This is a genomic window from Flavobacterium sp. LB2P53 (assembly GCF_003970305.1).
Lineage (GTDB): Bacteria > Bacteroidota > Bacteroidia > Flavobacteriales > Flavobacteriaceae > Flavobacterium.
In genome coordinates, this window is record NZ_RYDG01000002.1 from 132,450 (window position 1) to 154,670 (window position 22,221).

The window sequence follows — 22,221 nt, forward strand, 5'->3', positions numbered from 1 at the left end:
TTCCCTTTACGGTAGCTTTGTTAAATTAAAAAAAGAGTTTGCAATGTGCAAACTCTTTTTTTATAATTAAATGTTGTAAAACATCTTGTGAGGAATAATTGAGATGTAATTTTTCTAAATACCTTAATGGTTCAAAACATTTTTAATTTTTTCAACTACATCTTCAACAGCAATCGTTCGCATGGAATCTTCATAACCTGCAACTTTTTTATTTCCATAGACTGAAGTCGGTAATTTTGGAAACTGATTCCTATCCGGAACCAAAGCATTTTCTAAAGGTTGATTAAACGGTGAAAATCCTGCATACGGATGCGTCGCACCCCAAAGTGTAATCACTTTTACGCCCAGCATGGCTGCTATATGTGCATTCCCAGAATCCATGGAAAGCATTACACCAAGATTGCTAATGAGTTGTAATTCCTGTCGCAATTTGAGTTGCCCCGCAACAACAATCATGTTTTCTTTATTAGCAGCAAGCGAATCTAAGATTTCGATTTCCTTTTTTCCACCGCCAAAAAGCAAAATGGTATTGGTTGTGTCCAGAGCTAATTTGTCAATTACTTCCTGCATTAAATCCAACGGATACACTTTAGAATCGTATTGTGCAAAAGGAGCAATTCCAATCCATTTTTGATTTTTTTCTCCAATTATCGCCAGAATGGCTGGACTCAAAACTGCTTTTTGAGGAAATTCAGGTTGTGATAAATTAATTGTAAAACCGAGTTGTTCAAATACTTTAACGTGTCTTTCGAACATCGTAGGGAGTTGCTGGAACACTTTGTTTTCTGGCTGGGTCAGCGCTTTTTTCTCGGCTCTTCCTTTATCCGCAGAAGCTACTTTTTTTCCGCTTAAAGCAAAAAGGTTTCGGATGATTTTAGAGCGCAAGACATTGTGTAAATCGGCAAAAGCATCAATGTTTAAACCTTTTAAATCTTGGAACAAACGCAACAATCCTGCAACCCCTTTGTGTCGTACTTTTTCATCGAAAGCAAAAAAAGAAAGATTCGGAATTCCTTCAAAAAAAGGTTCGAAAAACGGTCTGGAAATCACTGTGATTTTAACATTCGGATGCTGGTTTACAAAAGCGCGTAAAACAGGAACCGTCATGGCGACATCTCCCATTGCGGAAAGTCTCATGACGGCTATATATTGGATTTCTTTTGACAAAAGAGGGTTTAAATTATTTCTTGTTTTGGTACAAAACAGGATTCAAATCATCATCGTTGTACATTTTCATTTGTTTGTACACTTTCATGAATTTATTGCCATTTTCAATGTCTGTTAATAAATCATCAATGGCAGTTGACAAATCTGTTCTTTGTTCCAATAAAATATTCAACTTAGCCTGACATTTATCTCTGTGCTCTTGTGAAGCTTCTGTACGAGTAGCTTCTTCATTCATGTGATAAATTTTTAAGGCTAAAATCGACAATCGATCAAAAGCCCAAGCCGGACTTTCGGAGTTGATTTTTGCTTGGTCTTTTACTTTTACAGCACTGTATTTTTGAAGAAAATAACTGTCAATATATTCCACCATATCGGTACGTTCCTGATTAGAAGCATCGATTCTTCTTTTTAAGGTCAAAGCGGCAACCGGATCAATATTTGGATCCCGAATAATATCCTCAAAATGCCATTGCACGGTGTCAATCCAGTTTTTGTGATACAACAAATGTTCAAATTTATCCTTTGGGAAAGGATTATTTATGGGCTGATCCACATTATCAAATTGATGATAATAGTTGATACTTTGTTCGAATACGGAGTACGCTAATTTTGAAAACATATCTTTATATATTAAAAGACAAAGATACTTTTTATACTTTTATACCATATAAAAATAACTATAAGTTTAATTACAAAAATACGACCATGCAAATCCATTATTTATCAGAGGAAAACAGCGTCCTAAATCATTTTTTAGGGCAGATTAGAAATGTGAACGTTCACAATGACAGCATGCGCTTCCGAAGAAACATTGAACGTATTGGTGAAATAATGGCGTATGAATTGAGTAAAGAATTACAGTATAAAAGTGTAGAAATCAAAACACCATTAGGCCTTAAAAAAACCACTGAAATCAAGGATCAATTGGTTTTATGTTCCATTCTACGGGCCGGATTGCCATTACATTTGGGTTTTCTGAATTATTTTGACTATGCCGAAAATGGTTTCGTTTCTGCTTTTAGGCACCATCCAAACCATGATGATTCCTTTGATATACTTGTGCAATACGAGGCCATTTCTGACATCAACAACAAAAATTTAGTACTAGTAGATCCTATGCTTGCCACCGGTCAATCTATCGTTGCGGTTTACAATAAATTGATGGAGAGAGGCACACCTAAAGAGATTCACATTGCGGTCGTTATTGCTGCTCCGGAAGGCATCGCGCATCTGGAAGCACATTTACCGGAAAATTGTCATCTTTGGGTCGCTACATTAGATGAAAAGCTAAATGAGCACAGTTATATTGTTCCCGGTTTAGGAGATGCAGGTGATTTAGCCTACGGTGAAAAGCTATAATTGCGTAAAAAAAGCAAACAAGCTGCAGGCAATAAGCACAAATAGTACCATTTCCTGTTTTAGTTTAAGTTGAGGCAGTTCAATGTGACTGGTTGCCATAATGGCCAAAGGAGCAAATGTAAACACTAATAAGTCACTGCTTTTATTTGATGAAATCAGAAAAATAAGTACCCCAATAAAAAACGAAGCAACAATTTTTTTGAAAGAAGTGTGCACCACTTGTGGCCTGTTAGATAATGTGGCAAACATCGAAACCAGAAAAAATAGCGCGATTGTTGCATAAATAGACAAGGCGCCGTTTTGATAATTGGTAGTGAAATAATCAATTTTAAAATTAATTTTTACACTTTTCAAAACGTAATCAACCACATTCAGGTTGAAAACTGTTGCAAAAAGCAGAAACATAATTCCTGCAATAAAAAAAGCAATAAAAGGCAACATCCAGTTTCTATAATCTCTGGAAACATGAAAAATTATAGATATAAAAACCAATACAATAAAGATTATGCTCCAAAAATGAAATAAAGCAGCCAGAAAAATCCACAATGAGGCATCAAATATTTTTTCTTTAGAAGCTTTCAGGGACTGCAATGAAATCAATCGACGTAGGGCTAATAAAATGAAGAAATTCGAAATAATCAGATTTGTATTGTCGAATATAGTTGGGGAAAAAAGCAACAACAAAAAGTAAAAAAAAATCGTGTAGGTACTGTCTTTGCTCAATCCGTTTTTTTTGGCCACAAAATCGGTAATAAAAACTGAAGCCACTACAAAACAGAACAATCCTGCTTTATTTAGGATCGAAAAAAAGGAATTCACCCACGATAAATCTTGAAATTGGTATATAGAAAAGAAAACCAGCATCAAAATTACGACCAATGAAAAATTTAATGGTGTAGATTTTCTAAAAATACTTGTTATCATACGGATATTTTATACTTTTGTGTTCGTAAATATAATACTTGTTTAAAAAGCAAACCCTGCAAGTTCAAAAAGATTCTTCTAAATAAGAATTTTTACCCGTCAGAGTTCCCAAAAGACAACTACTAAAATTAATTTTATACATTATGAAAGCATTTTTCGAAGGAATACAATACTTATTTGTAAATATTTTATTTGCTCCTCTAGACTTTTTACGCTCACTAGAGCTTACCTCTTGGTTTGCTGCAAACACAATTAACTGGATTTTCATGATTATTTGTGCCTCAGCAATGGTATATTGGATCAAACAATTGAAAATTTTTGAAGAAGCAGGAACAGAAAAACAAGATACTACCGCTCACTCTTTCTTAAAATAAGAATTAAAAATGAGCGATAACTGGAAACTATTTTAAGTCGTTTCCAATATCTTTTCTAAAATACATCTTATCAAAATGTAGCTTGTCTATGTTTTGGTAGGATTTTTTTATGGCTTCTTCAAAATCATTTCCATACGAAGTTACGGTCAAAACCCTTCCTCCGTTAGAAACTACATTTCCGTTATCGAGTGTAGTTCCTGCGTGAAAAACAATCGAATCTTCAATGGTTTCTAATCCTGAAATTACTTTTCCTTTTTCGAATTCCTCCGGATATCCACCGGAAACAACCATAATGGTAGTAGCACTTCTTTCATCAATTTCCAGATTAATTTCGTCTAGTTTTTCATTGGCGACAGCCAAAAATAATTCTACTAAATCCGTTTTCAATCTCGGTATAACCACCTCAGTTTCCGGATCACCCATTCTCACATTATATTCTATTACGATTGGCTCATTTTTTACATTAATCAATCCAATAAAAACAAAGCCTTTATATGCAATTCCGTCTTTCTGGAAACCGTCAATTGTAGGTTTTACAATGCGTGTTTCTATTTTTTCCATCAAAACAGCATCAACATAAGGAACTGGAGAAACGGCTCCCATTCCGCCTGTATTTAAACCTGTATCACCATCACCTATGCGCTTATAATCTTTGGCAGTTGGCAGGATTTTATAGTTTTTTCCATCCGTAAGAACGAAACAGCTTAATTCTATACCGTCCAGAAATTCTTCGATAACGACTTTAGAACTGGCGGCACCAAATTTTTGATGCACGAGCATATTTCTTAATTCTTCTTTGGCTTCTGCCAAATCTTGAATAATCAACACCCCTTTTCCGGCAGCTAAACCATCTGCTTTCAAAACATACGGCGGTTGCAATGTTTCTAGGAATTTACATCCTTTTTCTACTGTTTCAGCAGTAAAACTATCGTAAGCAGCCGTTGGAATATTATGTTTTATTAGAAATTCTTTGGCAAATTCTTTACTTCCTTCCAGTTGTGCCCCCATTTTTGATGGACCGATAACCGGAATATGACTTAATGTAGCATCGTTTAGAAAGAAATCATAAATCCCTTTTACCAAAGGATCTTCTGGTCCTACCACAACCATTGCTACTTTTTCCTGAAGAACAAACGTTTTTATAGCTTCAAAATCAGTTGGGCTAATAGCCACATTAGTAGCTATTGAAGCTGTTCCAGCATTTCCTGGTGCTACAAAAAGTGTGTCACAAAGCGGACTTTGAATCATTTTCCACGCAAAAGCATGTTCTCTTCCCCCCGAACCCAGTAGTAAAATTATCATGTGTAGTTGTGTTTAGTTGTAGTGCAAAAATAATTGCTTTTGTACGTAAAAAATAATTAATTTTTAAAAAGTTGTTCGTTGTCTGTCATTAGTTGTTGGTAAATATTATTTTTGATGAATTATCACTTTAAAATGCTCCCACTTTTCGACTTATCGTTGCAGCTAAATGGTTTTCCAATGAAGGAGGCTAAAGCCGAATTGCAAAAAATTGTAGCCTTTTCTGAAACAGAACTTGAAGTTTTCGTTGCAAATAAAAAAGTGGAAATTGTCCATTTTCATTTGCAAAATAATGCTTTTTACAAAGATTTAGTTGGAAATACAACTTTTACAAACTGGGAAGACTTACCGATTTTAAATAAAAAAAACTTACAAAAACCTTTAAAGGAACGGCTTTCGGAAGGCTATTCCGCTAAAAACAGTTACATCAATAAAACATCTGGTTCCAGCGGAACTCCTTTTATTTTTGCCAAAGACAAATACTGCCATGCGTTGACTTGGGCTTCAAACATGTATCGTTTTGGCTGGTATGAAATTGATTTTAATACTTCCTATCAAGCGCGTTTTTATGGAATTCCAATGAACTTTATTGGCAACAAAAAAGAACGTTTCAAGGATTTTTTGAGCCATCGGTTTCGGTTCTCCATTTTTGATTTATCAGATGCTGTTTTAGAAGGATTTTTGAATCATTTTCGAACTAAAAAATTCGATTATATCAATGGGTATACAAGTTCCATTGTTTTGTTTGCTAAATTTTTACAAAAGAAAAACATCGTATTATCAGCAATTTGTCCGAGTTTGAAAGTGTGCATGGTAACTTCTGAAATGCTTTTTGAAGAAGACAAACTCCTATTGGAAAAACAATTTGGCATTCCTATTGTCAATGAATACGGTGCATCAGAACTTGATTTGATTGCTTTTCAGAATAAGGAAGGAAAATGGCAAGTGAATTCAGAAACGTTATTTATGGAAATTTTGGATGAAAATAATCGAGTTGTTCCAAATGGTACTTCAGGCCGAATCGTGATTACTTCCTTGTTCAATAAAGCACATCCGTTTATTCGCTATGACATTGGCGATCTTGGAATTCTAGACGAAAAAAGCACATTACAGAAACCGATTCTCAAGAAATTAATAGGCCGGATCAATGATGTTGCCATTTTACCCAGCGGGAAAAAATCACCTGGACTTACCTTTTATTATGTGACAAAAAGCATCATCGAAGACGACGGAAACGTGAAAGAATTTCTGATAAAACAAACCAAAATAGATACTTTTGAAATTGAATATGTGAGTGAAACCAAATTAAATTTGGAACAAATTGAAAAAATTAAAAAGGCGATTGAACAATATCTCGAACCGAATTTGAATTTTATATTTATCCGAAAAAAAAGTTTAGAAAGAAGCAATCGAGGCAAATTGAAGCAATTTAAATCGATGCTTTAATGGTCTTGGAATACCGTGGTTTGAGAATTAACTGCGTAAATAAAAACCCAACCATGCAAAGTGTTGCGCTAATTAAATTCAAATGATGATGCGTTCTGTACACGGCAAAATTATGCTTTACTAACTCCATTTTAGAAGCCGAAATAGAATTTTCTCGGATGCGATAAAAAGCTAAACTTTCCGGAACGGGCTGTGCAGTTTTTATTTTTTTGAGTACTGTAAGCCATTGTATCCAATCCTGACGCTTTCGAATGGGGGAAACAGCGATTTTTCCAAAGTAATTAGCTTCATAGATTCCCGTTAGATTCCCTATATAATTACAAAAAAATAACTGTTGGTAGGAAAGATGCAATGGCGCTTCAATTCTTTTGTTTAACAGGTTTCCCCCTTCGTTTATGCAATCATAAAATGAAAATGTGAAAGGAAGCTTATTCACTTTCATAAAATCAAGTTGTTTGTCTAGTTTTTCGGGTTTCCACAAATCATCCGCGTCTAAAAAAGCAATAAATTTCCCGCTAGCTTGGGCCAAAGCGGTACTTCTGGCAATTCCTGTTCCGGAGTTTTTTATAAGTTTAAAAAGGTGGATTCTGCTATCTTTTTTTGTGATTTCTTCAACTATAGATACCGTTTGATCCGTAGAGCAATCGTCTACAATAATCATTTCCCAGTTTTTATAGGTTTGATTTTGCACGGATTGAATGGTTTCAGTGATGAATTTTTCCGAATTAAAAGAAGGCGTAATTATGGATACAAGTGGTTTTTCCATTATTAATACGCTTTTTCATCACCTTTTATGGTGTTGTATATTGTGTTAAAAACAATCTTAATATCTAATAAAATAGACCAATTTTCTAAATAAAAAATATCAAATTTTACTCTGTTGATAATATCTTTATCTGTTTCGACTTCACCACGAAATCCTTTGGTTTGAGCAAGTCCGGTTATTCCTGGCTTTACAAAGTGGCGTACCATGAACTTATCCACCTTCAGCGCATACATTTCGGTATGACTTACCATGTGGGGTCTGGGACCTACAACGGACATATCGCCAAATAGTACATTTAAAAACTGTGGCAGCTCATCAATACTTGTTTTCCGTATAAACTGACCTACTGTAGTTACCCGAATATCATTTTTAGAAACCTGATTTATATCAGCTTCATCGTTTAATTCCATCGATCTGAATTTGTAGCAATTGAATTCTTTATAATTTAATCCGTTCCTTTTTTGGATAAAAAATAAAGGCCCTTTGGATTCCCATTTTATAAAAATTGCGAGAATTATGGTAAGCCAAGATAACAACCCTAGAATCACCACAACCGAAAATAAAATATCAAAAACCCGTTTGATCACCTTGTTCAGGCTATCGTCTAACAAGATATTTCTCAAGGAAATTACTGGAATGTAATTGTAATATTCAAAAGTAAAGTTCCGGGAAAGAATCTGCTTTTTGTCCGGAATAAATTTTAATGTTTTTAGGTTATTGTCAGCAAAATATACAATTTCATTAATTTGACTTTGCGTCAAATCACTCATCGAACAATACATTTCATCTATTTTGTGTTCCAAAACAAAGGCAAAACTCTCCCTAAGCTTTCGCACTTTATCTTTTTTCAAGTCAAAAACTTTTTCTAATTTGTATCCATAATCTGGATTTTTAGTAAAAAACTGTTGTAATGGCTCCACACTTTTAGAATTTCCTAACAGTATTACAGTTCTAAAATTACCGCCAAAAAGCACTCTGTACCTTTTTAGAAAATAATAAATACACAGTTTAATGATTAGAATTAAGAACAGCGAAACTGAAGTGAAGAGAACAATTCTTTGAAAACTGGAATTTTCAGAGTCAAAAAAAGCGAAGACGAGACAAAAAAGGGTAAATAAAACACCTTGTTTTAAAGCACAGTTTAATATAGATATCAATTTTGTGTATCTGTATACTTCATAAAACCCAAGATTGGCCGCTATAATAAACCAGCTGGCACTTATAAATAAGGAATAAAAAACCTTATTTACAGGAAAGTCAGTCAAGTATACCGAAAGCACATTGATAAAGATCAAGTCTATTACAAATGAAAAAGGGCGAATGTAACCTGAATACCTTCCCGTTTTGGTTTTCACAAATTTATCTGATTAGAAAAAGTGTAATACTCTTCTTTTACTACTATAATCCATAATTACTCTGATGCTGAATTTTCATACCTAAACTTAGGCTTTTTAAACTGTTTTAAAATCGTTGAATTAAAAGATATATTTTGAGAAATCTTTATGCTCCTCTTTAGAAAGTTCTTCTTTAGATAACGATTTGAAATAATCATAGGTGATTTTCATTCCTTCGGTGCGACCCACTTTAGCTTCCCATCCCAACAAGTTTTTAGCTTTTGTGATGTCTGGCTGACGCTGCAACGGATCGTTTATGGGTAAGGGATGATACACCACTTTTTGATTGGTTCCGGTTAGTTTTATGATTTCCTCGGCAAAATCTTTGATCGTAATTTCGTCCGGATTTCCAATGTTGACCGGATAAACATAATCCGAATGCAGCAATCTGTAGATTCCTTCGACTTGATCGTCTACATAACAAAACGAACGCGTTTGCATCCCGTCACCAAAAATGGTTAAATCTTCTCCGCGAATCGCCTGACCTATGAATGCTGGAATAACACGGCCATCATTAAGTCTCATTCTTGGCCCATACGTATTAAAGATTCTAACGATTCTGGTTTCGACGCCATGAAACGTATGATATGCCATAGTAATTGATTCTTGAAAACGTTTTGCTTCGTCATAAACCCCTCTTGGTCCAATGGTATTCACATTACCATAATATTCTTCGGTTTGCGGATGAACCAATGGATCTCCGTACACTTCAGAAGTGGATGCGATAAGAATTCGTGCATTTTTTACTCTGGCCAATCCCAACAAATTGTGCGTTCCCAAAGAACCCACTTTCAGGGTTTGAATTGGAATTTTTAGATAATCTATAGGACTTGCCGGGGAGGCAAAATGAAGGATGTAGTCTAAATTTCCCGGTACATGGACAAACTTAGTGATGTCATGATGGTAAAATTCGAATTGTTCTAATTTAAAAAGATGCTCAATGTTTTTTAAATCTCCCGTTATGAGATTGTCCATTCCAATAACAAAATAGCCTTCCTTGATAAAACGGTCACATAAATGTGATCCTAAAAATCCTGCGGCTCCGGTGATAAGTATTCTTTTCATAGTAATTATTTAAACGTAACAAATGTAATTGATTTGAAGAAAACTCACCCACAAACCGCATCTTTCTTTTTAAATTCGAAGCAAGAAATACAAGGCTTTCTAGGACATATCGTACCGTGATCCACTATATCTTTGCTTTTTAAAAGAAAAAACAAAGGATACCGCTCCTCCCGGGGCTAAGGAACAACAAATTGCTTTTTCGGATTTGATTTTACATCAATTCTATCTCCGTTTATTGTAAAAGTGCAAAAGAATACTTTATTTTTGTTTCCCACGCAAAAAACAAACATTTGAAAGTTGTACATATAATTGAAGCATTAGGCGGAGGCATTTATACCTATTTTGAAGATCTAACCCATCATTTCGAAAAAGAAATCATTCTTCAAAAAGTACAAACTTCCATCCTATACAGTGCCAATCGCAAAGAGATTGACCCAGAAAAAGTAACCCAATTATTTGCTACTATTCCAACTGTCAAAATTGAGATGAGGCGAGAAATAAACTTCATTTCAGACCTTAAAGCATTACAAAAATTAGTCTTTGAACTTCAAAAAATCAAACCTGATATAGTCCATTTACATTCTTCTAAAGCAGGAGTTTTAGGGAGAATCGCTTGCAGTTTTTTGAACCCAAAACCAAACGTTTTTTATACACCGCACGGATATGCGTTTTTGCGTACCGATATTTCTACTATGGCCAAAAAAGGATATTGGTACATCGAGAAATTCTTTCAGAAAATTTTCGGAGGAATCACCATCGCTTGTGGTGACTCGGAATTTGAAATGGCAAAACAACTAGGAAAATCCGAAATGATTAGAAATGGAATAGATATTTCTACCATCGAAAACTATTCTCAAGCAGTTGATAATACAAAACTAACCATAGGAATTGCAGGTCGGATTACTGCGGCTAGAAATCCAAGACAATTCAATGCAATTGCTTTGCAATTTCCAGAGTATCAATTTGTATGGATTGGCGATGGAGAAGAACGCGATGAAATTACAGCCCCAAACATCAAAATTACAGGTTGGTTAATAGAAAAGAAACAGGTGTACGAGCAAATAAATGCTTTAGATATCTATCTTCAAACCTCACTTTGGGAAGGATTACCTATCGCGGTTCTTGAGGCTATGGCATTACAAAAACCAATAATTGCGACTAAAATAAATGGCAATAAAGATACCGTTGTTCACAAAGAGACTGGCTTTTTATACCAAGAATTATCGGAGTTATCGGTCTATTTCAAAATCCTTGAAGATTCAAAAGTTAGAGCTCAATTTGGCAACAATGGCAAAACAAGATGTAAAGATTTATTTAATACAACAATTAATTTTACTGCACTTCAGAAGTTGTATGAACGTTACTTTTTTGCTGCAGCCAAAAACTTCCAAAAATAGAAAACCAAAAGCCACTAAACGTAATTCCGTCGAAACGCAATAAAAAATCATCAGTCAAATTCGAAGTAAAAAAAAGAAAAAAGAAAGCAAAGATTAATGCGTTTTTTAAATCGATTCCCAGATAACCAATCGTTCCAATAAAAAGCAAAACCACTAGCGGCCCTAAAACACCAAACTTCAACAAAGAGTCTAAAAATTGATTGTGTGTAGGAAAAGCATATTTTGCTAAAAAATACTGATTCGTTTGTTTATAATAATTTACTAATTCTGGTTTTCCATCCGAAGCTCCAACGCCAAAAGGCAAATGTTGCAAAGATAATTCCCAAGCCGATTGCCAGATAGAAACTCTGGTTACGAGAGAATTAAAAACCTTTATTTCGGGATGATCAATATCGTCAAGCTTCCCCACTTTGTCCATATAAGCAAAAGTTACCGTGCTATATTTTTCTTTCATATACGAATTTTTTTGAATAAAGAGAAAAAGAACCCCACACACTACACCACCAATAACTGCAGTATAAAGCAATACCTTTTTTAGGTCAAATTGTGCTGCAAAAAACGAAAACAATACCAATAAATACCCAACTAAAACATTGAATAAAGCCATTCGAGTATTAACTAAAAGCACAACAAAAAAAGAGATTACAAATATCAAAAAGGATAAAAACACAAGTCCAATCTTCTTTTTCGTTTGGCACCTTTGCAATAACAAATACAAGGCTGAAATACTCACAAAAACCAAGTGCATATTGAGAGCTGGAGCATGAATTCCGATAGAATTTGCAAAAACATAGCCCATTTCCCATAGGTGAATTCCATGCCAATACTTAGTGATATGCTCCGGAAAAACAAATACAAAACGCAACACAAAAACAATCATTACTAACGTGGTACTATTTACATAAAATTGTAACAATTTTTGAAATGAAATGCGTTTGTAATTTCCCAAAATAATTAGTGGAAATAAGACTAAAGAGACTGTCTTTTCCAAAGATTTAATACCTTGCGCAAAAGAATCATTGTTCCAAAATAGCAATAATTCTAACAAAAAAGGCGATGCGATTGTACTGGCTAAAATCAATGCCTTTCTAGATAACTTTATTTTCTTGAAATAGAACATATTAAAAATAGCGAAAGCAAAAATTAACCAAGTACAAGGCTTCCTGAAAATTAGCGTACAAGCTATCGCCACCAAAAAAAAAGAGAAAACTTTATTGAATTGCTTTTCGGAAATGGTCATAATAAAGAGCATAATAAATTAATGGGAAAACACCCATTTTGTGACGAATCGCTGATCCTAAGTCAGGTTCAAAAACCCCTTGAATGATAAAAAAAGAAAATATAAAAAGAAGCATCCATAACTCGTAAACATATTCTTTTTTATCTTTTATGCAACGTGCCAATCGAACCAATAAAATATAAAACAGAAATAATTGCCAAATTACGAATAACAAAATTTGTGGAGAAAAAATATGCTTCAACCCGTTAAGGGGGACATTTACAGTAAAAAAACCATACAAAATTCCTATGATTTCACCATACCAAGTGTCTGTTTTTACAGGTGAAACAATGCTTGAATTAGCATCAACAGATCCTAATCGGGCACTATTTATAAGCTCTCTGCTTTGCTCTGAAAAAAATTCTCCTTGTACAAAGCCATAACTCAATGACAAAAAAATTACAATTACAATTCCGTAAAAAAGAGTTGCAAAAGTACGATTCGGAATCTTGACACAAGTAACCCAATACATTCCCATGGCTACGATAGGAAGTAGCGCAAAATAAGGCCTGTAGATAACTCCAAAAAACACAAAAAGAGACAAGGCTATAAATAAGGTAGTCTGAAAAGTAAAATGCTTATTTTGAAATAAGAAAACGATCACGGAGAGGTACAAAAAAGTAATAAACTCCTTGGAAGGCATTGCCATAAAAATCGCAATCATGATGAAAGCAAAATACACCAAAATATTCTTAATTGTAACTTTCTCAAACGTACTTGGAATTCCTATTCTATACAAAATACCCATTAAAATGGAAAACTGAATTAATGCAATTATTGAAAAGGGCAAATAACGCAAACCTGATATTTTATAAAATAGAATAGTTAATGGGTAACTTCCAAAATAACCAATTTCGTTACCATTGTCATAAGCAATTATAGCAGCATCATAAAAAAAACGTTTCGGTAAAATAAAACTCGCAGCAAAGGCCACAAATAGATTGAGTCCCACAAGGAGTAAAAAAGCTACTTTATTTTTTTTTATGAGTAAAGACATTTAGTTCTGATTGAAAATAGAAGTGACAAACTTAACTCAAAAACAACTTAATCCCGTCTTTGTAATACACAAAAAGAGCTGTTCCAAAATTCCAAAAAATTGCACTCGCCGAAAAGGCGATTGCCCCACCTAACATTCCATAGGAAGGAATTAACCAGTAATTGAGAATAAAATTAAGGCCAAGAGCGCCCAAAACAATACGTTGAAAAATTCGTTGCCGCCCAGTCATGTTTAAATAAACAGGAGCCGACCCAAAAAAGGCACAAAAACCTTGTCCCAAAACCAATACTACTAATGCCTCTTTCGCCGCTAAATAATTGGGGCCAAAAAAATTCAAAACAAACTCCGGAAAAATAAGCAATCCAATAACTGCGGGCAGCGTAATCGCTACAATTAATCGGGAACTATTTTGAACTATTTGCTGTACTTTTTCAATTTCTTTATTCGAAAAACTTGCTGCAATAGATGCCGAAACGGTAATGTTTATTGTTAAAATAATAACAGACAACAATGTCATTAACTTGACCGCCACCGAATAAAAAGCAACTGCTGCGTCACCTTGGTATTTTTTTAAAAACAAGATGTCAAAACTCATCATCAAAAAAATAGCCATTCCGCTTACAGCTATGGGAAAAGATTGAGTGATAATCTCTCGAGCTGAGAAACAATCTGTAGTGCAAATAGCTGTTTTTTTTGTAAAAAAATAAAAAGTTAGAACTGTAGTAACAATTCCCAAAAAAACAAAACTCAACAATAAAGCATCTACTAAATACAATTCTAATTGCCATTGAACTAATAAAACAGCCAGAACAATAATAGGCAAGTATTTAAAAACATTTCGAAATAATTCAGCTACTACTATTTCCTCTAATGCTCTAAAAACCTCAACGTTTAGAATAGCAAGTCCATAAAAAAACATAACTGCGGAGGCTTTGAATAGAAGGAAATAAGTTGCATTATCAGCAAAAAATTGTGTAATAACAGAAGCATCTAATAGTACAAAAAAAAGAAATAAAAGTAAGGATGCTAAAAACAGCATCAAAACCATTTTTAAATATACTTTCTTCAAATGGCCTAAAGAATAATTAGGATACAAACGCCCTTTAAAATACAATATGGATTGGTCAAATCCTAGCAAACAAATACTACCGATTGCAAAAAGAAACGTACGCACAAAATCATATTGCCCAACTAGTTTAGGATCAAATTTTTGAGTTAAAAACAAAGTAAAACCAAATAAAAGAACCACACCAAAAACCCGAATCAATAAGGTTAGTAAACTTTGCCGAACTACAGGATTTTGGACTGTTGTAAGTAAGTAGTATCGAATTGTTTTTAACACATTGGCTCTGTTTTGCAAAAGAAAAATATTTTTTTTAAGAAGCAATTACTTTTGATTTTGCTAATTGCTTTTGATAAAATCGAATGAACAAATGAATAAAAACAAATAATAATACTAGCAATACTGGCAATACAAACTTCATAACGCCATTTACTGCTTTTGAAGTATCACTATTCAATGTGAATGTTACCTCTTTAATCGTTTTTTGAAAATTGATTAATTTTAATCGGTTTAGCCCTTGAATGTATAACAATTCCTGTTTGGTTTTAATAATATCATTCAGTTGTGTATTTTCATTATAATACATGAGCTTATCATTTTTTAATGCACTTTTTACATTGGCTGTAAACCCATTAAGAACTCCATTTATTTGTTGAATAATCGTGTCATTTTGAGTAATATCCTGTTTTAAATTTGCCAATCCTACCTTTTGTATGGCGGTAAAATATTCAGATTGATTTAGATAATTCAATAATGGTGTAATCAATTTTTTCTCACTAGTAGTTCCATTGGTAACAACCGCAATCGTATGGTACGTATAATTTTTACTAGTAATATTATCTTCAAGTACTTTTTTTACCTCTCCAACTTCTGCCATTAACTTAATCAACTCAAAGTTTCGCTCTTTATCTTCAATGAATTTATAAACATCAGCTATGGGTTTAATTTCAATTTTTATTAGATCTTCAGGTTGGGACAATCCTATTTCATTTTGTAAAAAAACGATATCGCCAGCATTAATTTTAGATTGAATCAAATTGATTTTTGCATACAAATAATCCACACTCCCAAAATTAGGAATTACAGTAATTTCAGTAGTATACAATTTATTATTCTTATCCAAAAACAATCCCAAACCAAAACCGATGATTAGTAATACTAAAACAACCTTCCGTTGATTTAAAAAAAACTGAATACAATAGAACAACAGGGTATTCAACCTTCCGAACCCTTTTTTTAGCTTACTGGTAATTTGAAATACATCAATTTCTGAATCGCTATGCGCGTTTAAATTCATGAGCTAATTATTTTACGTTGAAAATTTGTTCTAATATTTTAATGGTAATCAAGTAAGTTGGTTTTACACCAGTGGTTCCTAGTCCGCCTGAAGCTAATGTACTTCCCGTTTCCAGCGGGTTATCTGATGCATAATACGCATATCTGACCTTCACATCATGTGGAACACTCTTTCTGATTTTTGAAGCTGATTGAATGGCTTTCTGGTAATAAGAACCTTCCATTTCCAACCCAATAATTCCCCAGGTCGACTCATGGAAAAACTTCAATAAATCCCTGTTCTGCAATGAAGTTCCTAAAACAGTAACCATGGGTCCGGCAAAAACAGCAATATCATTGCCTTCAAACATCTCAGCCGACAATTCATTATGGAAAAAATAATTATCTGCCGTTCCTTCATTAATGTGTGCATTCGGAATCATAATGTCCCCTTTTCCACCTTCCAGAATCCCAGCTTTCCCCATGATAGAAACCGATTCCACATTCAATAAAGTGTCTTTTTTAAACGGTTTCAGCAACTCATCAATCGTTTCATACGCCTGTTCCCCAAAAGCATAATCCATAACAATCAGTACTGGTTTTTTATCTCCGGTGTTTGCCTTTGGAAATGAGGTTTTTTCCCAGTCAATTTTGGCAGTATCAAAAATCTGAATATCGATATTCGTTCCTGAGGTATCCGGCAACGAAATCATTCCAAATTTCAAGGCTACTTCTTCCACTTGGTTTCGCACAGCATCTGCTCCGGATTTACTCAATTCCTCGTAAATAAAGAAATCTGATTTGTCTTTGAACTTAGTTTTCAACACTTCGGTGGCAAAAATAGAATTCATCACACTGTGCATGTTCGCACTAATCACGTGAATAGGGCGGTCTAAAAGTTCGTTTTCTTCTAGCACTTCTTTAATTTTGGTAGCCCAAATTTCTCCATGAATGTGGTGTCCCAATCGCTCTCTTAAAATAGGACTAAAGGTGATTGTTCTCTTATTATCGTCTACAATTTCTTCAATGGCGAGTTTCCCCAACCAAAAGATAACATGCAAGAAACGATCTGGCGCAGCAGCTGAACCAAATGCGTCATAAATATCCAATACTTCCTCAAATGTTCTCCCAAGAATATTAGCGGCATGCGAAATGGCTTTCTCTTTTTCTACAAGAGTCAGTTTCTTCTTTTGGGAAACTGCTTGTTCCAGTTTGAACCAGTCGCGGGAAACTTCACCGGCGTCATCCAGTAAAACCCTGTTTCTAATTTTGTGTGATTCTATGAAAATAAACGTCAAATGCGTCAGAATATCATAAATATCTGAGCGTCCACGAGTAATCTCCACGTTCATTTGTTCCTCGTCGATACGGTAACAATTACGTCGCCTTTTTGGCGGTACAATTGCCTGAAAATGCGATTTAGAATACCCTTCATCCGAAGTTAAATTGATAAATCTGCATTCTTCTATTCCTACTGGCAGACGTTCAATTACATATAAAAGTCCGTTCAATTCTACTTTTTCTTCGGCAATATTTCCATAAATTTCTGGTCGTAATGCTAATAATGCTTCGCGCAATGTATCGCCTGAAATTCCCATCGGTTTGTAAAATCCCCTGTTAAAAAGGTGGCGCATCGTGATGTACATTTTTTCAATTGCTGCCGAAGACTCTTGTGCTCTGGAGCGTGATATATTTTTTGTTTCTTTCATTTTCTACTTATTTTCTAACCTTCAAAGGTAAGATATTTATTTACTTCTTAATAAATCCACTATACTTCTATCATTAGAAAGCCTCGGAATTTTATTTTGTCCACCCAGTTTGCCTATCGATTTCATATACTCCTGAAAACCATTTTTAGCCACTTTGGTGACAACCACTTTTTGCAACACTTTGCCCACAATCAAATCATCATAATACATGTTCTGTTTTCGCATGGCATTGTCCAGCGCTTCCGCAAAAGATACGCTGTCTTCCGGTTCGTTTTCAAATTCAATACACCACTCATGATACGGCAATCCGTCTGCGGGAGTGATTTGTGGTGCCACCGTAAACTCATTGATTCGAATGGTAGTTCCAAGAATTGCTTCCTGTAACGCACTTTCCACTTCTTTCCCAATTACATGTTCTCCAAAAGCCGAAATATAGTGTTTGATTCTTCCGGATACTATAATTCTGTAGGGTTTTAAACTGGTAAATTGAACGGTATCGCCTAAATCATATCCCCAAAGTCCTGCATTAGTAGAAATGATTAAAACGTAATTCACGCCCAGTTCCACTTCACCAATCGTAAAACGTCTTGGTCCCGAACCTTCGGGATTCGTATAAAATTCGTCTGATTTAATAAATTCATAAAAAATTCCCGAGTTCAAAAGCAGTAACATTCCTTTTTCTTTTTGTGAATCTTGGTACGCAAAAAATCCTTCCGAAGCCGGAAACAGCTCAATACTGTCTACTTTTCGACCTATCAAATTTTCAAATTTGGCGCGGTACGGTTCATAATTTACACCGCCGTAAATAAACAAATTGAAGTTTTTGAAGATTTCCCCAACAGGCTTCCCTCCTTTTTGATGCAATTTCTCAAAATACATTTGCACCCAGGAAGGAATTCCAGAAATCACAGCCATGTTCTCGTTGATTGTTTCCTCGACAATTGCATTCACTTTAGTATCCCAGTCTTCAATGCAATTGGTTTCCCAAGAGGGCATTCGGTTTTTTTGTAAATATTTTGGAACAAAATGCGCTACAATTCCAGATAAACGACCAAATTTTATTCCATTATTCACCTCCAGAAGTGGGCTTCCCTGCAAGAAAATCATTTTTCCATCTACAAAATCAGCGTTACCGGTTTCATGAATATAATGCAAAATAGCGTTTCTGGCTGCTGTAATGTGAAACGGCATGGATTCTTTTGTCAAAGGAATGTACTTAGCCCCAGATGTTGTTCCAGAAGTTTTAGCAAAATAAAGTGGCTTTCCTTTCCATAGCACATCAACTGACCCCTTGACCACCTTATCAATATAAGGTTTTAACCCTTCATAATCTCGAACAGGAACCTGATTTGTAAAATCATCGTAATTTTTAATTTGGTCAAAATGATGGTCTACGCCAAATTGGGTTTTATTTGCGTCTTTTATTAATTGTAAAAAAACTTTTTTTTGAGTTTCAATAGGATCAGTAGACCAAGCTTGTGTGGTATTGTAAATTTTTTTTGCAAATAATTTTGCTGCAATTGATTTTAGTGACATTTCTTCCTTCTGATTTTAATTGTTTGAGCCGCTGGGCGCACTCCATTTTATTGTAATAAAAACTATTTTATTTTATTGGAGGTTGACCCTTACCTTTGTTGGAGGATCGCAGGGAATTTACATTTTTCTCTTCCTGCGCAACCTGTTGCCTCAATTCTAATTCTTGTTTTGATGCAGACATATCAACCTGTGAAGGCGCTTCCTCTGCCTCCGCGAGTATTGAATCTTTATTGAATTTTGCATATTCTAATTCTCCGGTCAGCACTTTTTGAATCGATTGGATATAGGCTTCGTTTTGTTTTAATGCACGTGACAAAGAATCCGATTTTAAAGACAATTCCATTGCATCCTTTTTCAATTTTGAAGAAGAATAGCCCGGTATAAATTCTCGTAAAGGAGTGAATGCAATGATAAAGGTGGTGACAAATGTAATGATTATAGCGCCTAAAGTCGCTACCACAAAAACGTTCATTAGGGTAAGCTTCAATGAAAAAGTTTCTTCAAAAGTATCTTCGTTTAGTATGATTAAACGTCTTTTATTAAATAAATTTTCCTTTAATTTCTGTCTTTTTAATCCTTTGTCGGGCATCTTTTTTGATTATTTAACAAATATAACAATTATTGTCGTTGATTGTATTCGCTTTTCTAGGATCATATTTCTTAATCTTGCATTCGTTTTTAATAAATTTTTAACGTTTTTAAAATTAAAATAAATGAATTTAAATGAGTTTCTATTAATTAATTCTCTATACCTTTGCTGATAGGTTTATTACAAACTTGCTTCGGCAATAAATTATCGTATTATGAGTAGTATAGGTGTTACAGAAATCCTTATTATATTGGCGGTTGTTTTATTACTTTTTGGAGGTAAAAAAATCCCAGAATTGATGAAAGGCTTAGGAAGCGGAATCAAAGAATTCAAAAACGCAGCTAAAGAAGATCCGTCAGCTGATAAAAAAGTAGACGAAACAAAATAAAAAAAGGCTTTTCATAATTTGAAAAGCCTTTTTTTATAATTTAAATGACCATCGTCAACTGAATTCTCTTTCTTTCCTCATCTACTTCGGTCACTTTGACTTGAACATGTTGGTGCAATTTAACCACTTCATTTACATCACTAACAAAACCGGCTTTGAGTTGCGAGATGTGAACCAACCCGCTTTCTTTGACTCCAATATCCACAAAACAACCAAAATTAGTAATGTTATTGACAATTCCCGGCAAAACCATTCCTGTTTTTACATCTTTAATGGTTTTTATATTTGGATCAAATTCAAAAACTTTTGCTGATTGTCTGGGGTCTAATCCTGGTTTCTCTAATTCCTTGATAATGTCTTTCAATCCCAATAAACCTATTTCTGGTGTACTATAGTTTTCTGGTTTTATCAAAGCGATTTTCTCTTTGTTGGCAATCAAATCATGCACCGTCAATTTCAAATCTTTAGCCATTTTTTCTACAATTCCATAGGCTTCCGGATGAACCGCTGAATTATCCAATGGGTTTTTTGCATTCGAAATTCGGATAAAAGCAACGCCTTGTTGGTACGCTTTTTCACCCAAACGCGGCACTTTTTTAAGTTGTTTTCTATCTGTAAAAGGACCATTATCCGAGCGGTATTGTATTATATTTTCAGCCAGCTTCTCTCCTATTCCACTCACGTAACTCAATAAATGCTTGCTCGCAGTGTTTATGTTTATCCCAACTGAATTCACGCAACGAACCACTGTATTATCCAATTCTTCTTTCAACTTGTTTTGGTCCACATCATGTTGGTATTGGCCTACGCCAATGGCTTTCGGGTCAATTTTTACTAATTCGGCCAATGGATCACTTAATCGTCTACCTATAGAAACCGAACCTCGAACCGTGACATCATAATTCGGAAATTCATCTCTAGCAATTTTTGAGGCAGAATACACCGATGCTCCCGCTTCTGAAACGATAAAAACCTGGACCGGTTTGTCGAAAGCTATTTTCTTGATGAAGAATTCGGTTTCACGCGAAGCCGTTCCGTTTCCTATTGAAATAGCATCAATTTTATACGAATTTACCATCGAACGAATTTTTTTCATCGCCATCGCTTCCTCTTTTTGAGGCGCATGCGGATAAATAGTTTCATTGTACAACAAATCTCCTTTTTCGTCCAAGCAAACAATTTTACATCCGCTTCTAAAACCGGGATCAATCGCCAGAATTCGTTTTTCACCCAACGGCGGCGCCAGTAATAACTGTCCAAGATTGTTCGCAAAAACCTGAATAGAATTGGCATCAGCCTTCACTTTAGCTTCTTGCAAAGTTTCATTTGAAATCGCCGGATTCAGCAATCGTTTGTAACTATCTTCGATAGCTAATTGAACGTGCGGTGTGGTTTTATTTTCACTTTTTAAAACTAACGCATCAATAATAACATACGCTTCATCAATATCAACTTCTACTTTAACCTTAATAAAACCTTCATTTTCGGCACGGAGCATGGCTAATAATCTGTGTGAAGGTGTTTTAGTCAACGGCTCAGACCAATCGAAATATTGATTAAATTTTTGTGCTTTTTCATCTTCTTTCTTTGTTTTTACCACTTTAGTCGTAATAATGGCTTTGCGTTCGTACAATCGTCGGAGTTGCTTTCGAACATAACTATTTTCATTAATCCATTCAGCAATAATATCTCTGGCGCCTTGTAGAGCTGCTGCTTCATTGCTTACTTTTTCGTTCAAATATTTTGTCGAAATAAAATCGACATCATCATTATTTTGCGCCATAATGATTTTGGCTAGTGGTTCCAATCCATTTTCTCTAGCCACATCGGCTTTGGTTTTTTTCTTCTTTTTGAATGGGAGATAAAAATCCTCCAATTCCTGTAAATCGAAACTTTGTTGTATTTTTTTTTCTAATTCTGGACTGAGCGCATTTTGTTCCTGAATCGATTTTAAAATCGCTTCTTTACGTTTTACAATCACTTCGTATTCTTTTTGAAGCTTTGCAATTTGTTCTATTTGTACCTCATCCAGATTTCCTGTTGTATCTTTTCGATAGCGAGAAATGAAAGGAATAGTACAATCTTCTTGTAATAATTGTACTGTTTTTTGAATGTTTATTGCTGCAGTGGCAACGACTTTTGATATGAATTGTATGTTAGTCATTTTAAATTTAAGATTATAAAATCATGTTAC

At 34.5% G+C, this 22,221-nt stretch carries 20 protein-coding genes; 5 read left to right on the forward strand and 15 right to left on the reverse strand.

All coding sequences use genetic code 11. The features are described 5' to 3' along the window. Positions 1 to 123: 123 nt before the first annotated feature. Together EKL95_RS03095 and EKL95_RS03100 are read right to left on the reverse strand one after the other, a co-directional pair. Positions 124 to 1,137, reverse strand: a complete 1,014-nt coding sequence (locus EKL95_RS03095; protein ID WP_126563524.1) for a glycosyltransferase family 9 protein — start codon at positions 1,135 to 1,137, stop codon at positions 124 to 126. Positions 1,138 to 1,180: 43 nt separating this feature from the next. Then, complete coding sequence (locus tag EKL95_RS03100; RefSeq protein ID WP_126563525.1) at positions 1,181 to 1,786, reverse strand: DUF4254 domain-containing protein; 606 nt, start codon at positions 1,784 to 1,786, stop codon at positions 1,181 to 1,183. An 86-nt stretch (positions 1,787 to 1,872) separates the two neighbouring features. Between EKL95_RS03100 and upp the strand changes: the two genes are divergently transcribed. After that, positions 1,873 to 2,526 (forward strand): uracil phosphoribosyltransferase, encoded by a 654-nt coding sequence (gene upp / locus EKL95_RS03105; protein WP_126454984.1) that lies wholly within the window; start codon positions 1,873 to 1,875, stop codon positions 2,524 to 2,526. Here upp and EKL95_RS03110 read toward each other — a convergent pair. After that, the gene (locus EKL95_RS03110; protein WP_126454982.1) at positions 2,521 to 3,450 is read right to left on the reverse strand and encodes a DUF6427 family protein; all 930 of its coding nucleotides are present in this window, start codon (positions 3,448 to 3,450) and stop codon (positions 2,521 to 2,523) included. The two genes, upp and EKL95_RS03110, sit on opposite strands and share 6 nt — an antisense overlap. 143 nt (positions 3,451 to 3,593) lie before the next feature. Here EKL95_RS03110 and EKL95_RS03115 point away from each other — a divergent pair, with 143 nt between their 5' ends. Further along, a complete protein-coding gene (locus EKL95_RS03115) occupies positions 3,594 to 3,824 on the forward strand; it encodes a DUF6341 family protein (RefSeq protein WP_126454980.1) in 231 nt (76 codons plus the stop codon). Positions 3,825 to 3,851: 27 nt separating this feature from the next. Here EKL95_RS03115 and purD read toward each other — a convergent pair whose 3' ends face one another. Next, positions 3,852 to 5,126 carry a phosphoribosylamine--glycine ligase gene (purD, locus tag EKL95_RS03120; RefSeq protein WP_126457773.1) on the reverse strand — a complete coding sequence of 425 codons (1,275 nt, stop codon included), beginning with the start codon at positions 5,124 to 5,126 and terminating at the stop codon, positions 3,852 to 3,854. Between the two features lie 132 nt (positions 5,127 to 5,258). Here purD and EKL95_RS03125 point away from each other — a divergent pair, with 132 nt between their 5' ends. After that, positions 5,259 to 6,569, forward strand: a complete 1,311-nt coding sequence (locus tag EKL95_RS03125) for a phenylacetate--CoA ligase family protein (RefSeq protein ID WP_126563526.1) — start codon at positions 5,259 to 5,261, stop codon at positions 6,567 to 6,569. Here the strand turns inward: EKL95_RS03125 and EKL95_RS03130 are convergent. From EKL95_RS03130 to EKL95_RS03140, 3 genes are all read right to left on the reverse strand, one after another. Next, positions 6,553 to 7,335, reverse strand: coding sequence for a glycosyltransferase family 2 protein (locus tag EKL95_RS03130; RefSeq protein WP_126563527.1), 783 nt, complete (start codon positions 7,333 to 7,335; stop codon positions 6,553 to 6,555). The genes EKL95_RS03125 and EKL95_RS03130 overlap by 17 nt on opposite strands. Positions 7,336 to 7,337: 2 nt before the next feature. Continuing rightward, a complete protein-coding gene (locus EKL95_RS03135; protein WP_126457770.1) occupies positions 7,338 to 8,690 on the reverse strand; it encodes an exopolysaccharide biosynthesis polyprenyl glycosylphosphotransferase in 1,353 nt (450 codons plus the stop codon). Positions 8,691 to 8,810: 120 nt separating this feature from the next. Beyond that, complete coding sequence (locus tag EKL95_RS03140; protein ID WP_126457769.1) at positions 8,811 to 9,794, reverse strand: UDP-glucuronic acid decarboxylase family protein; 984 nt, start codon at positions 9,792 to 9,794, stop codon at positions 8,811 to 8,813. Between the two features lie 290 nt (positions 9,795 to 10,084). Between EKL95_RS03140 and EKL95_RS03145 the strand changes: the two genes are divergently transcribed. Further along, a complete protein-coding gene (locus EKL95_RS03145; RefSeq protein ID WP_126563528.1) occupies positions 10,085 to 11,191 on the forward strand; it encodes a glycosyltransferase in 1,107 nt (368 codons plus the stop codon). On the opposite strand, the gene EKL95_RS03150 is transcribed toward EKL95_RS03145, so the two are convergent. The 7 genes from EKL95_RS03150 to EKL95_RS03180 form a co-directional block, all read right to left on the reverse strand. Then, a complete protein-coding gene (locus EKL95_RS03150; RefSeq protein WP_126563529.1) occupies positions 11,127 to 12,431 on the reverse strand; it encodes an O-antigen ligase family protein in 1,305 nt (434 codons plus the stop codon). The genes EKL95_RS03145 and EKL95_RS03150 overlap by 65 nt on opposite strands. Beyond that, complete coding sequence (locus EKL95_RS03155) at positions 12,403 to 13,467, reverse strand: hypothetical protein (protein ID WP_126563530.1); 1,065 nt, start codon at positions 13,465 to 13,467, stop codon at positions 12,403 to 12,405. Before EKL95_RS03155 ends, EKL95_RS03150 begins: the two co-directional genes overlap by 29 nt. Before the next feature lie 31 nt (positions 13,468 to 13,498). Next, positions 13,499 to 14,809, reverse strand: a complete 1,311-nt coding sequence (locus EKL95_RS03160) for an MATE family efflux transporter (protein WP_158614840.1) — start codon at positions 14,807 to 14,809, stop codon at positions 13,499 to 13,501. Between the two features lie 34 nt (positions 14,810 to 14,843). After that, positions 14,844 to 15,827: a hypothetical protein gene (locus tag EKL95_RS03165; RefSeq protein ID WP_126563531.1), complete on the reverse strand. Its 984-nt coding sequence runs from the start codon at positions 15,825 to 15,827 to the stop codon at positions 14,844 to 14,846. A 7-nt stretch (positions 15,828 to 15,834) separates the two neighbouring features. Next, complete coding sequence (locus tag EKL95_RS03170; RefSeq protein ID WP_126561364.1) at positions 15,835 to 17,514, reverse strand: DUF6909 family protein; 1,680 nt, start codon at positions 17,512 to 17,514, stop codon at positions 15,835 to 15,837. Positions 17,515 to 17,550: 36 nt separating this feature from the next. Further along, positions 17,551 to 19,050 carry a GH3 auxin-responsive promoter family protein gene (locus EKL95_RS03175; RefSeq protein ID WP_126563532.1) on the reverse strand — a complete coding sequence of 500 codons (1,500 nt, stop codon included), beginning with the start codon at positions 19,048 to 19,050 and terminating at the stop codon, positions 17,551 to 17,553. Between the two features lie 67 nt (positions 19,051 to 19,117). Next, positions 19,118 to 19,639: a peptidase gene (locus EKL95_RS03180; RefSeq protein ID WP_126552842.1), complete on the reverse strand. Its 522-nt coding sequence runs from the start codon at positions 19,637 to 19,639 to the stop codon at positions 19,118 to 19,120. A 214-nt stretch (positions 19,640 to 19,853) separates the two neighbouring features. Here EKL95_RS03180 and tatA point away from each other — a divergent pair, with 214 nt between their 5' ends. After that, entirely contained in the window at positions 19,854 to 20,027 is a 174-nt protein-coding gene (tatA, locus tag EKL95_RS03185) for a twin-arginine translocase TatA/TatE family subunit (RefSeq protein WP_126454940.1), read from the forward strand. Positions 20,028 to 20,067: 40 nt separating this feature from the next. Here tatA and EKL95_RS03190 read toward each other — a convergent pair whose 3' ends face one another. Beyond that, a complete protein-coding gene (locus EKL95_RS03190) occupies positions 20,068 to 22,191 on the reverse strand; it encodes a Tex family protein (protein ID WP_126563533.1) in 2,124 nt (707 codons plus the stop codon). Positions 22,192 to 22,221: the final 30 nt, after the last annotated feature.

Excerpts from the sequence above, each read along its gene's own strand:
- EKL95_RS03095 (WP_126563524.1), bottom strand. The coding sequence starts at position 1,137 with ATGAGACTTTCCGCAATGGGAGATGTCGCCATGACGGTTCCTGTTTTA.
- EKL95_RS03100 (WP_126563525.1), bottom strand. The coding sequence starts at position 1,786 with ATGTTTTCAAAATTAGCGTACTCCGTATTCGAACAAAGTATCAACTAT.
- upp (WP_126454984.1), top strand. The coding sequence starts at position 1,873 with ATGCAAATCCATTATTTATCAGAGGAAAACAGCGTCCTAAATCATTTT.
- EKL95_RS03110 (WP_126454982.1), bottom strand. The coding sequence starts at position 3,450 with ATGATAACAAGTATTTTTAGAAAATCTACACCATTAAATTTTTCATTG.
- EKL95_RS03115 (WP_126454980.1), top strand. The coding sequence starts at position 3,594 with ATGAAAGCATTTTTCGAAGGAATACAATACTTATTTGTAAATATTTTA.
- purD (WP_126457773.1), bottom strand. The coding sequence starts at position 5,126 with ATGATAATTTTACTACTGGGTTCGGGGGGAAGAGAACATGCTTTTGCG.
- EKL95_RS03125 (WP_126563526.1), top strand. The coding sequence starts at position 5,259 with ATGCTCCCACTTTTCGACTTATCGTTGCAGCTAAATGGTTTTCCAATG.
- EKL95_RS03130 (WP_126563527.1), bottom strand. The coding sequence starts at position 7,335 with ATGGAAAAACCACTTGTATCCATAATTACGCCTTCTTTTAATTCGGAA.
- EKL95_RS03140 (WP_126457769.1), bottom strand. The coding sequence starts at position 9,794 with ATGAAAAGAATACTTATCACCGGAGCCGCAGGATTTTTAGGATCACAT.
- EKL95_RS03150 (WP_126563529.1), bottom strand. The coding sequence starts at position 12,431 with ATGACCATTTCCGAAAAGCAATTCAATAAAGTTTTCTCTTTTTTTTTG.
- EKL95_RS03155 (WP_126563530.1), bottom strand. The coding sequence starts at position 13,467 with ATGTCTTTACTCATAAAAAAAAATAAAGTAGCTTTTTTACTCCTTGTG.
- EKL95_RS03165 (WP_126563531.1), bottom strand. The coding sequence starts at position 15,827 with ATGAATTTAAACGCGCATAGCGATTCAGAAATTGATGTATTTCAAATT.
- EKL95_RS03170 (WP_126561364.1), bottom strand. The coding sequence starts at position 17,514 with ATGAAAGAAACAAAAAATATATCACGCTCCAGAGCACAAGAGTCTTCG.
- EKL95_RS03175 (WP_126563532.1), bottom strand. The coding sequence starts at position 19,050 with ATGTCACTAAAATCAATTGCAGCAAAATTATTTGCAAAAAAAATTTAC.
- EKL95_RS03180 (WP_126552842.1), bottom strand. The coding sequence starts at position 19,639 with ATGCCCGACAAAGGATTAAAAAGACAGAAATTAAAGGAAAATTTATTT.
- tatA (WP_126454940.1), top strand. The coding sequence starts at position 19,854 with ATGAGTAGTATAGGTGTTACAGAAATCCTTATTATATTGGCGGTTGTT.
- EKL95_RS03190 (WP_126563533.1), bottom strand. The coding sequence starts at position 22,191 with ATGACTAACATACAATTCATATCAAAAGTCGTTGCCACTGCAGCAATA.